The 10,655-nt window shown below is 64.7% G+C and carries 9 protein-coding genes; 5 read left to right on the top strand and 4 right to left on the bottom strand.

Annotation, left to right across the window (positions count from 1 at the left end):
• Positions 1-40: 40 nt before the first annotated feature.
• The 4 genes from pyk to VN004_RS18045 form a co-directional block, all read right to left on the bottom strand.
• Positions 41-1,474, bottom strand: coding sequence for a pyruvate kinase (gene pyk / locus VN004_RS18060; protein ID WP_325612978.1), 1,434 nt, complete (start codon positions 1,472-1,474; stop codon positions 41-43).
• Complete coding sequence (locus tag VN004_RS18055; RefSeq protein ID WP_325612977.1) at positions 1,471-2,004, bottom strand: DUF1036 domain-containing protein; 534 nt, start codon at positions 2,002-2,004, stop codon at positions 1,471-1,473. Before VN004_RS18055 ends, pyk begins: the two co-directional genes overlap by 4 nt.
• 92 nt (positions 2,005-2,096) lie before the next feature.
• On the bottom strand, positions 2,097-3,392 hold the full coding sequence (locus VN004_RS18050) for a glycerate kinase (RefSeq protein WP_325612975.1): 1,296 nt from the start codon (positions 3,390-3,392) through the stop codon (positions 2,097-2,099).
• Positions 3,389-4,291 (bottom strand): DMT family transporter, encoded by a 903-nt coding sequence (locus VN004_RS18045; RefSeq protein ID WP_325612973.1) that lies wholly within the window; start codon positions 4,289-4,291, stop codon positions 3,389-3,391. Before VN004_RS18045 ends, VN004_RS18050 begins: the two co-directional genes overlap by 4 nt.
• A 139-nt stretch (positions 4,292-4,430) precedes the next feature.
• Here VN004_RS18045 and VN004_RS18040 point away from each other — a divergent pair, with 139 nt between their 5' ends.
• From VN004_RS18040 to VN004_RS18020, 5 genes are all read left to right on the top strand, one after another.
• Positions 4,431-4,724: a DUF1244 domain-containing protein gene (locus VN004_RS18040; protein ID WP_325612971.1), complete on the top strand. Its 294-nt coding sequence runs from the start codon at positions 4,431-4,433 to the stop codon at positions 4,722-4,724.
• Between the two features lie 402 nt (positions 4,725-5,126).
• The gene (locus VN004_RS18035) at positions 5,127-5,900 is read left to right on the top strand and encodes a ferredoxin--NADP reductase (RefSeq protein ID WP_325612969.1); all 774 of its coding nucleotides are present in this window, start codon (positions 5,127-5,129) and stop codon (positions 5,898-5,900) included.
• A 181-nt stretch (positions 5,901-6,081) separates the two neighbouring features.
• A complete protein-coding gene (locus VN004_RS18030; protein ID WP_325612967.1) occupies positions 6,082-8,802 on the top strand; it encodes a bifunctional acetate--CoA ligase family protein/GNAT family N-acetyltransferase in 2,721 nt (906 codons plus the stop codon).
• A 120-nt stretch (positions 8,803-8,922) separates the two neighbouring features.
• Positions 8,923-9,987 (top strand): nitronate monooxygenase, encoded by a 1,065-nt coding sequence (locus VN004_RS18025; RefSeq protein ID WP_325612980.1) that lies wholly within the window; start codon positions 8,923-8,925, stop codon positions 9,985-9,987.
• A 133-nt stretch (positions 9,988-10,120) separates the two neighbouring features.
• Entirely contained in the window at positions 10,121-10,399 is a 279-nt protein-coding gene (locus VN004_RS18020; RefSeq protein WP_325612965.1) for a DUF2312 domain-containing protein, read from the top strand.
• The last annotated feature ends 256 nt before the right edge of the window (positions 10,400-10,655 follow it).

Raw genomic sequence — 10,655 nt, 5'->3', positions numbered from 1 at the left:
GAAATGTGATCGGGGCTAACGAGGGCGGCCGTGGTCGTGTTTACGCGTCCGGCTGATCCGATCCGACAAACGCGATGCGGAGCATGTTGGTGGCGCCCGGCGTGCCGAGCGGGACGCCGGCGACGATGATCACGCGGCGGCCGGCCTTGGCGAAGCCTTCGGCGAAGGCGATGCGGCAGGCGCGCTCCACCATGTCGTCCTGGTCGTGGGCGTCTTCGGCGATTACGCAATGCACGCCCCAGACCAGCGAAAGCCGTCGCCCGGTTGCGACATTCGGAGAAATCGCGACTACGTGCGGCTGCGGCCGCTCGCGCGCGACGCGTAACGCCGTCGAGCCTGAAAATGTCCAGCACATGATGGCGGACAGATCGAGCGTTTCGGCGATCTGCCTTGCGGCGGCGGCGATGGCATCTGCACCCGTCGCTTCCGGCGCTGCGCGCTGCGCCTGGATCACGCTGCGATAGGTCGGATCGCGTTCGACCTCTTCGGCGATCCGGTTCATGGTCGCGACCGCTTCGACCGGATATTGCCCGGCCGCCGATTCCGCCGACAGCATGATGGCGTCGGCGCCTTCGAACACCGCGATCGACACGTCCGATACTTCGGCGCGGGTCGGCACCGGGCTTGCGATCATCGATTCGAGCATTTGCGTTGCGACCACCACCGGCTTGCCGGCCCGTCGCGCCGCGCGGGTGATCTGCTTCTGGATGCCCGGCACTTTCTCCAGCGGCATCTCGACGCCAAGATCGCCGCGCGCCACCATCAGCGCATCGCTGGCTTCCATGATTTCCTCGAGCCGCTCGACAGCCTGCGGCTTCTCGATCTTCGCCATCACGAGGGCGCGGCCGCGCGTGATCTTCTTCGCTTCCGCGATGTCTTCGGGGCGCTGGATGAAGGACAGCGCCAGCCAGTCGATCCCGGCATCGAGAGCGGCTTCGAGATCGGAACGATCCTTCGGCGCCAGTGCCGAGAACGGCAGCATGGTGTCCGGCAGGCTGACGCCCTTGCGGTCGGATAATTTGCCGCCGACCTCGACCTGCGTCGTCAGCCGCCCCGGCTCGGCAGCGGTGCAGCGCAGCCGCACCTTGCCGTCATCAAGCAACAGCGTCTGGCCAGGCTTTGCGGATTCGAGAATTTCCGGATGCGGCAGATAGACACGTCCGGCATCGCCGGGCGCATCGCTCGCATCGAGCACGAAGGTGTCGCCCTTCGCCACCACGGCCGACCCGCCGCCGAACGTACCGAGCCGCAGTTTCGGCCCCTGCAGATCGACGAGGATGCCGATCGGCCTGCCATGCTCCTGTTCGACCGAGCGGATCATCGCGATCAATTCGCGCATACGCTCATGCGAGGTATGGCTCATGTTGATGCGAAATACGTCGGCGCCTGCTTCGAACAGGCGTTTGATCATCGTTCGGTCCGACGAAGCCGGGCCAAGCGTTGCGACGATCTTGGTCCGGCGCTGCCGTCTCATCGTCGAGGACTTCCTGTGTTTGGTGGCGGGGCCGGCGGCAGGCTGAGCGGGGAGCGGGTGCCGGTCTGGGGCAGGGTGAACGAGGGGCCCCCGGGCGAAAGTGGTGACTGGTCCGAGGTCTCAGTCAATTGCACGGTCCACGAGCGCTGTTCGCCGGTATCGACCTCGAAGAACCCGGTTCGGTCGTAGCCTCGCGCCAGACAGTCTTCGGTGCCGCGTATCGTGAATTCTTTCTCGCGTGAACACATGAACGCCTTGCCCGACCATTCGCCGCCGCGGTCGTAGTCGACGGCGTAGACATAGTAAAATCGGGCGATGAGGTTGCCACGCAGCAGCGTCTCGCAGGAGCGTGGCCCGAGATTCCACCAGCCTTCGGTCACCCAGCCTTCGTTGTCCTTGTAGCCAAGCGCAATGCCGACCTTGCCGCTGGTGTTGTTGCACATCCGAAAGTCCGCCGAGGCTTCGCTCGACCAGAGGCCAAACGCGGCGGCGGCCAGCGCGAGCTTGCAGGCGACGGCTGAGCCGAACAAGGAACGGAGAAGGGGGAACGGCAATCGGATCACGGTCGTCAGATCAATCCATCGGCCGGAAACGAGCTAACCTGCTGTTTTTCCGTGATATTTTAAGCCGCGTCAATGCTGTTCACCATGATCGCACGGAAATCATTCACGTTCGTAAAGGTCGGGCCCGGCGTGATCAGATCGCCGAGTGAAGCGAAGAATGCTGTCGAATTGTTGTCGGCAAGGCAGATCGCCGGATCAAAACCGAGTGCGCGGGCGCGGGCAGCGCTCGTGCCGTCCACATAAGCGCCGGCGGGATCGTCGGCCGACCCGGCGCCGCCGTCGGTGCCGTCGGTATCGCCGGCCAGGGCCGCGATGCCGGTCTCACCGTCCAGTTGCAGGGCCAGCGCCAGGGCAAATTCCTGATTGGGCCCGCCCCGGCCATTGCCGCGTATCGTGACGGTCAGCTCGCCGCCCGACAGGATCACGGCCCGCCGGCCGTTCGCCCTCAACTCGCGCGCCAGTGCGGCCTGCGCGCCCGCAACCTCCCGCGCTTCGCCTTCGATGCGGTCTCCGAGGAACATGCATTCGAAGCCCGCCTCCCGGATTGCCGTTTCCGCCGCCCTGAAAGCGCCTGCCGGCCGTGCCGCCAGCAGGTAGCGCGTATCGCGAAAAGCGGGATCGCCGGGCTTGGGCGATTCATTGGATGGATCGTGGAGCGCTTCGGATATCGCCGGCGGCAAGTCGAGCCGGTAGCACTCGACGATCGATCGCGCATCGGCGAGCGTCGACGGATCGGGCTCCGTGGGACCTGAGCCGATCACGGCGGGATCATCGCCCGGGACGTCGGAGATGCCGATGGTCACGAGCCTTGCCGGAGCGGCGTAACGGGCGAGCCGGCCGCCCTTGATACGCGAGAGATGCTTTCGCACGGTGTTGATCTCGCCGATCGACGCGCCCGAGCGCAGCAATGCGCGCGTTACGCTCTGCTTTGTTTCGAGTGAGAGACCGGGCGCTGGTGCGATCCAGTTGGCCGATGCGCCGCCCGACATCAGAACGAGGACGAGATCGTCGGCGGTGGCGCTTTGCGCGAGCGCGATCGTGCGGCTGGTGGCGTCGAGCCCCGCCTGATCGGGCAGCGGGTGGCCGGCCTCCACCATCTCCACGACCTTCAGCGGACGTCCATAGCCGTGACGCGCGACCGCGATTCCGGTGAGGCGACTCCTGGGAAGGCCGGCGCCGAGATAATGGGCCTCCGCGGCTTCGGCCATCGAGCCTGCGGCCTTGCCCGCTGCAAGCAGGATCAGTCGACCCGTGTTTGGCGCGTCCGGCAGAAGTGGCGGCAGGCAACGGGATGGATGCGCGGCGGCGATCGCGGTCTCAAACAGCCGCTCGAGAAAGGCGCGGGGCGCTGTCATGGCAGGCTGCCCGCGGGTACGGAGCGCGGCCGCGCAATCCAGATCCCTGCGAGGATCAGTACGCCGCCGAGCCATTGCAGCGGCTCCAGCGCTTCCTTCAATAGGATCCAGGCAAACAGCGCGGCCGCCACCGCCTCGAGGAAGATCACAAGCGACGAAAATGGTGCCGGCAACGTGCCAAGCGCGAAGGCGAGAAGCCCTTGTCCTGCGACCTGCGAGATCAACGCCAGCGCGATCAGCACCGTCCATCCGTATGACGATTGCGGCAGCATGCGCGGTTCCAGCGCATAGGCGATCGCGAACAGGATGACCGTCGTGATCGCAGCCGAGACGAAGGACACCGTGCCGGCGCCGACATCGCGCCGTGCGGCGCGCAGCGCGAGCATATAACCGGCGAAGAACACGGCGGTGACGATACCGTAGAAATCGCCGGTCAGCCGGTCAGGTGCGTAGCCATAGCTGTGACCAACCAGCGCCGCGCCGCCGAGAAGACAAAGCGCGAGCCCGATGATGCCGTGCCGCTTCACGCGCTCGGACAACAGGAACCAGGCGCCGACGGCGACAAAGAGCGGCGCGGTAGTGGCGAAGAAGGTGGCGTTCGCGACGGTCGTGGCGAGGATCGCCAGATGCCAGAAGAACAGGTCGCCCGCGAACATCAGTCCGGAGAGCCAGACCGCGCGGTTGGAGAAGGCGCGCTGCGGCCGCGGTTCGGTCGCCGCCCACACCGCGAGAAACGGCAGGGCGAGGGCGGTCCGCCAGAACGCGCTGGCGAAGGGGCCGACATCCGCCACGCGCACGAAAAGCGGCGAGGCGCCCATCGCGATGGCCCCGAGCACGAGTGCGGTCAGGGCGATGGCCTCACGGCGGTGGTCGGCAGAGGTGGCGGCGGGTTGCGACATCGGATAGTCGGCTCTTGCTTCGCACCAGCTTTATGGCTCCGTCCGGTCGAAGTCACCCTCCCGCCGCGGGCGGCGGGCTGGGCGTGGCAATCGGGGGCGTCCGGCCCTATCTTCCGCCCGTCACGATACGAGGTTCCCCATGGACGACCAGACCCGCCTGGAGCTCGAGGCCGCTGCCTTTCGCCGCTTGGTCTCGCATCTGCGCGAACGCACCGATGTTCAGAACATCGACCTCATGAATCTCGCCGGTTTCTGCCGCAACTGCCTGTCCAACTGGATGAAGGAGGCCGCCGATCAAAAGGGCATTCCGCTGTCCAAGGATCAAAGCCGGGAGGCCATCTACGGCATGCCCTATGAGGAATGGCGCGCCAAATACCAGAAAGAGGCGAGTCCCGAGCAGAAGGCCGCGTTCGAGAAGAGCCACCGGCATTGATCGTGCGGCAGGCAGTGCCTGCCGGACTTTTCGCCTTTTCGAATCAGGCCCTGGTGCCTAGATTCCATGCATCGTTAACAACCGAAAGGAGGTGATCCAGTGTCTCATTGTCTATCGCCGCAGACGCGGAGGCTTGTGAACTGGTCCCTCGGCTCGTTCGAGGACGCGGCCGCCTGAGACGGCGGATGCAGCCAGTCCGAGAAACCGGGCTGCGGTTTGACAATGGAAGGGCTGTCCGCAAGGGCAGCCCTTCTTCCTTTCCGGGGTTTCGGGAAAGGCCTTTCTCCGCCATGCGCTTTGCGCAGATGTCCTTTGTTTTGTTGAAGAATTAGCGTTTTTTCGCGTGCAAAGGCAGTCATTTTTTGCAATGCAGCAGCGGTCCGAAACACGCGACCGGCGCCTATGAGCAATCTCAATCGGGAACAGGTCCTTTCGGTCCGCCACTGGACCGACACGCTGTTCAGTTTCACCACCACCCGAAATCCCGGCTTCCGCTTCCAAAGCGGCCAATTCGCCATGATGGGCCTTGAGGTGGATGGCCGTCCGCTGCTGCGCGCCTACAGCATGGCGAGCGCCCATTACGAAGAAAACCTGGAATTCTTCAGCATCAAGGTGCCGGACGGACCGCTGACGTCGCGCCTGCAGAAGATCAAGGAGGGCGATATCGTCCTCGTCGGGCGCAAGGCCACCGGCACGCTGATCGTCGACAATCTGCTGCCCGGATCGCGTCTTCTGCTGCTCTCGACGGGGACGGGGCTCGCGCCATTCGTCAGCCTGATCAAGGACCCCGATGTCTACGAGCGTTACAGCTCGATCGTGCTGGTTCATGGCTGCCGTCAGGTCTCAGAACTCGCCTATGGTGAAGAGGTGGTCTCCCGCCTGCGCGCCGATGAGGTCTTCGGCGAGATGCTGGACGGCAAGCTGCACTATTACCCCACCGTGACGCGCGAGCCGTTTCGTAATCGCGGCCGCATCACCGACCTGATTTCCTCCGGCAAGCTGTTCGATGATCTTGAGCAGGACCGGCTGTCGATCGATGCCGATAGGGTCATGCTGTGCGGCAGTCCCGCGATGCTGGAGGATCTGCGCGTTATGTTCGAAGCCGAAGGCTTCGTCGAAGGCAGCCACAGCGAGCCCGGACATTTCGTGGTCGAGAAGGCGTTCGTGGAACGCTGAGCGGTTTCTTAAGCGACTCTATCAGCAAAGGGACCGTGCCGCGGGCCGGTCCCTTTTCGATTCCGGGCCGTGAATTGCGGCCTGTGATCCTTTCGGCTGTGACCATTTGGTTCATGTCAAAATGCCTTCCCGCCGGGTCTGCTAAGCATTGCTTCTTGGCACGCCGAGGACGAAGGCACGCATGTCGATCTACGGACTGAACCGGCTTTTCGCGCCGCAATCGATTGCCGTCGTGGGCGCAAGTCCGAACGCATCGCTTGGCGGTGCGGTTTACGCCAATGTTCTCGCTGCGGGCTTTCCGGGCCGCATCGATCCGGTCAATCCAAAATATCGCGAGATTGACGGCCGTCGCTGCGCAAGCTCGATCGACGATCTCGATGCCGCGCCGGATCTGATCGTTGTCGCGACGCCCGCAGCGTCGGTGCCTCCTATCATCGAAGCAGCAGCGGCCCGCGGCGTCGGCGCAGCCATTGTCATCAGTTCCGGGCTCGGTCATGGCGAAGGGTCGCTCGCGGACCGGATGCATCGTGCAGCGCGCGCGCGGGGGCTGCGCATCGTCGGTCCGAATTGCCTTGGCGTGATTGCGCCGCCGGTCAATCTGAATGCGAGCTTTGCTGCGGCAATGCCTCACTCAGGTGCGCTCGCCGTCATCTCGCAGTCCGGAGCGATCGCGGCCGCCATGGCCGAATGGGGTCTGCGTCGCGACATCGGCTTTTCGGCAATCGCGTCGGTCGGCGACCAGATGGATGTCGATGTCGGCGATCTCCTCGATTTCTTTGCGCTGGATCGGCGCACGCAGGCCATCCTCCTCTATGTCGAATCGATCAAGGACAGTCGGAAATTCATGTCGGCGGCCCGCGCGGCGGCGCGGGTGAAGCCGGTGGTTGTCGTGAAATCCGGTCGTCACGACGAAGGCAGGCGCGCCGCGGCGACGCATACCGGTGCATTGGCGGGGTCGGACGCTGTTTATGACGCGGCGTTTCGCCGGGCTGGTTTGCTGCGGGTCCAAGACATGGCGGAATTGTTCGCGGCGGCGCAGACCCTGGCGCATTGCCGCGGCGTGGAAGGAAGCCGCCTGGCGATCCTGACGAATGGCGGTGGCTTTGGTGTGCTGGCGGTCGACAGCCTCGTCGATCAGGGATTTCGGCCGGCCAGCCTTTCGACGGAGACGATGGCGCGGCTCGATGCAGCGTTGCCGCCGATGTGGTCGCGTGCCAATCCTGTCGACATCATCGGCGATGCCGATGCGGCGCGCTTCACCACAGCGCTCGAGGCCCTGATCGGCGATCCCCAGAACGACGCGGTGCTGATCCTCGATGTGCAGACTGCGCTGGCCTCCTCGCTCGGTACGGCCAAGGCCGTCTGCGATGTCATCACGGCCGATCGTTCGCGTCGTTTCAATCCCAAGCCAGTCCTGACCTCGTGGATCGGGGCAGCGGAAGAGGTCGAAGCGGTATTTCGCGCCGCGCATGTGCCGCATTACGCGAGCGAGGTCGAAGCGATCCGCGGATTTGCGCATCTCGCGCGGCGTGCGGACCTCCTGCAGTCGCTGATGGCGCGTCCTGCGGCCCCGGATGACTTCAGGGGCGATGAGCAGGCGGTGCGCGCGATCGTCGAGACAGCGCGTCGCGATGGCCGCGATTGGCTCGACCCGTTCGAAACCGATGCGGTCCTGAGCGCCTATGGCATCCCCACGGTCGGGCTGCGCAAGGCGGCGGACCCGCAGGCGGCGGCAGAAGCGGCGCGCGCTTTCATCGGGCAAGGCCAACCCGTTGCGGTGAAGATCCTGTCGCGTGACATCCAGCACAAATCCGACGTCGATGGCGTGCGCCTTAGTCTCACGAGCGAAGCCGATGTCAGGGCCGCGGCCGAAGCGGTCATCGCCAATGCGCGCCGGCTGCGGCCCAGAGCCCGCATCGACGGCGTTCTTGTGCAGCCGATGATCACACGGCCACGGGCGCGTGAGCTGATCGCGGGCCTGGCGCGCGATCCGACCTTCGGAACCGTGGTCGTGTTCGGCCATGGCGGGGTCGCGGTGGAAATCGTCAAGGACAAGGCGATTGCGCTGCCGCCGCTCGACACTGCCCGCGCCCTCGAACTGATCGCACGAACGCGGATCTCTCGACTGCTCGACGCCTACCGCAATGTGCCGGCGGCGCGCCGGGATCTCGTGGCGATGGTGCTGGTGCGGCTCTCGCAACTCGCAGCGGACCTTCCCGAGATTCTCGAAATCGACCTCAACCCGCTGCTTGCAGATGACGCGGGCGTGCTGGCGCTGGATGCGCGGATTTCGATCGATCCTGTGCCCTCCAGGCCGGGGCAGCGGCACCACGCGCATTTCGCGATCCGGCCCTATCCGAAAGAATGGGAGCAGAGCATCACACTGCAGGACGGACGCCGCATTGCCGTGCGCCCGGTACGTCCCGAGGACGAAAGCCTGTATGAGGCGTTTTTCCCGAAAGTCAGCCCTGACGATTTGCGGCTGCGCTTCTTCGGCCCCGTGAAGGATCTCGGGCACGCCTTCATCGCACGGCTGACGCAGATCGATTACGGACGCTCGATTGCCCTGCTTGCGCTCGACGAAAGTGCGAACGCCATGATGGGTGCGGTGCGGCTGCATGTCGATCCCAATCACGAGACCGGCGAATATGCGATTCTGTTGCGCTCGGATTGCAAGGGTATTGGCCTTGGCTGGGCGCTGATGGAGCTGATCATCGACTATGCGCGCAAGGAGGGACTGAGCCGCATCCACGGCCAGGTTCTGCGCGAGAACACCACGATGCTGACCATGTGCCGCGAACTCGGATTCGACGTCAGGGAGGATCGCGAGGATCGCAACGTCTTCGTGGTGACGCTCGGTCTCGCTCCATCCGCACCTTCCTCGGCGCCTGCGCCTGCGTGATTACCGGCATTTCGTCGGCGCGGCGGTGATCCGGCGCGCGAACCGGGGCATGAATTTTCATGAGCGCGGTCCGGCGTGACACGCTACAGTCTGCCGTCGCCGCAAGACCGCAGGTTCACGATGGCCTGGCCAAACAGCCGCTTCACCGATCTTGTGAAGATCGAGCATCCCATCGTGCTGGCGCCGATGGCCGGCTCGACCGATCATGATATTGCGGTCGAGGTGGCGGAGGCCGGTGGGCTTGGATCGATTCCCTGCGCCATGCTTGGTCTCGAGCAGATCCGCGAGCAGGTCGCAAAATATCGCGCGCGCACCACGCGGCCGCTCAATCTGAATTTCTTCTGTCACACGCCTCCGGACCTCAACAACGCGCGCGAGGCGGCGTGGCGCGAGCGGCTTGCGCCCTATTACAAGGAACTCGGGATTGATCCGGCCGCCCCGGTGCCGACCAGCAACCGCCGTCCGTTCGACGAAGCGATTTGCGATCTCGTGCTCGAATTGAAACCGGAAGTCGCATCCTTTCATTTCGGCTTGCCGGCGCCCGCGTTGTTTCAGCGTGTGAAGGATGCCGGCATCATCACCTTGAGCTCGGCGACGACCGTTGCCGAGGCGCAATGGCTCGAAGACCGAGGCATTGACGCGATTATCGCACAGGGCAATGAGGCGGGCGGCCATCGCGGTATCTTTCTCAGCGAGGATATCGCGACGCAGCCGGGTACCTTCGCGCTGGTGCCGCAGATCGTCGATACCGTGAAAGTTCCGGTGGTCGCGGCCGGCGGAGTGACGGACGCACGCGGCATCGCTGCCGCCTTCATTCTCGGCGCAAGCGCGGTGCAGATCGGCACGGCCTTCCTGTTCTGTCCGGAGTCGAGGATCTCCGCGCCCTATCGCGCCGCGCTGAAACAGGCGCGCGACGATGGCACCGCGCTGACCAATCTGATGACCGGCCGCCCCGCCCGCGGATTGATGAACCGGCTGATGCGCGACTTCGGACCGGTTTCGGAGGCCCCGGCCTTTCCCCTGGCGGCGGGTGCCATAGCGCCGCTGCGGGCGAAGGCTGAAGCGGCTGGCTCTCCTGATTTCACGCCGCTCTGGTCCGGCCAGGCGGCGCGGCTCGGCGTCGAGATGCCGGCGCGAGCGCTGGTTGCGAAACTCGCAACCGAGGCGCAGGCGCTGCTGCGCTAAGCAGCGCCGATCCTTTCGAAATTCAACCGCGATTTTCCGCACCTGTGGAAGACGGGCGCAGAGCCAATGGTGGCTTGACCCATCGCCGCCCGATCTCGAAAACGAATGGCCAGATACAAGGAGAAACGTCGCAATGCCCGCGTCCGCCGCCGCCGAGAAAGAAGACGCGTCCTTCCGTTTTGCGAAGGATCAGCTCAAGGCCTTCGTCGAGCGGATCGAAAAGCTCGAAGAGGAGAAAAAGGCGATTTCGGACGATATCCGCGACGTCTACGCCGAAGCCAAGGCCAACGGGTTCGACGTCAAGGCGCTCCGCCAGATCATCAAATTGCGCAAGATCGAGCCCACCGAGCGCGAAGAGCAGGAAACGATTCTCGAAACCTACATGCATGCGCTCGGCATGCTGAAGCCGTAAGCGCGCTTCGCTCGGTGAAGCCGGACGGGCGCCGAAGCAGCGGCGCACGGTCCATGTCCAAAAAGGTGAGATGATGTTGCGGTAGCGGCGCGCGGCCGCGAGCGTTAACGCAGTCGTGTCGTGCTGTGCGGCAGGAAGGTTGCCGTCGCGAGGAACGTCACCGCGCGGCCTTCAAAGCGCACATACGACAGTTCCGATTGAGGTGTGGCGGTGAACGCCATCACGACCATGCCGGTGGGCTTTTGCAGGAGTGGCT

The sequence above is a fragment of the Pseudorhodoplanes sp. genome, from assembly GCF_035565855.1.
GTDB lineage: Bacteria > Pseudomonadota > Alphaproteobacteria > Rhizobiales > Xanthobacteraceae > Pseudorhodoplanes.
This window is presented reverse-complemented; position numbering and strand designations above follow the sequence as displayed.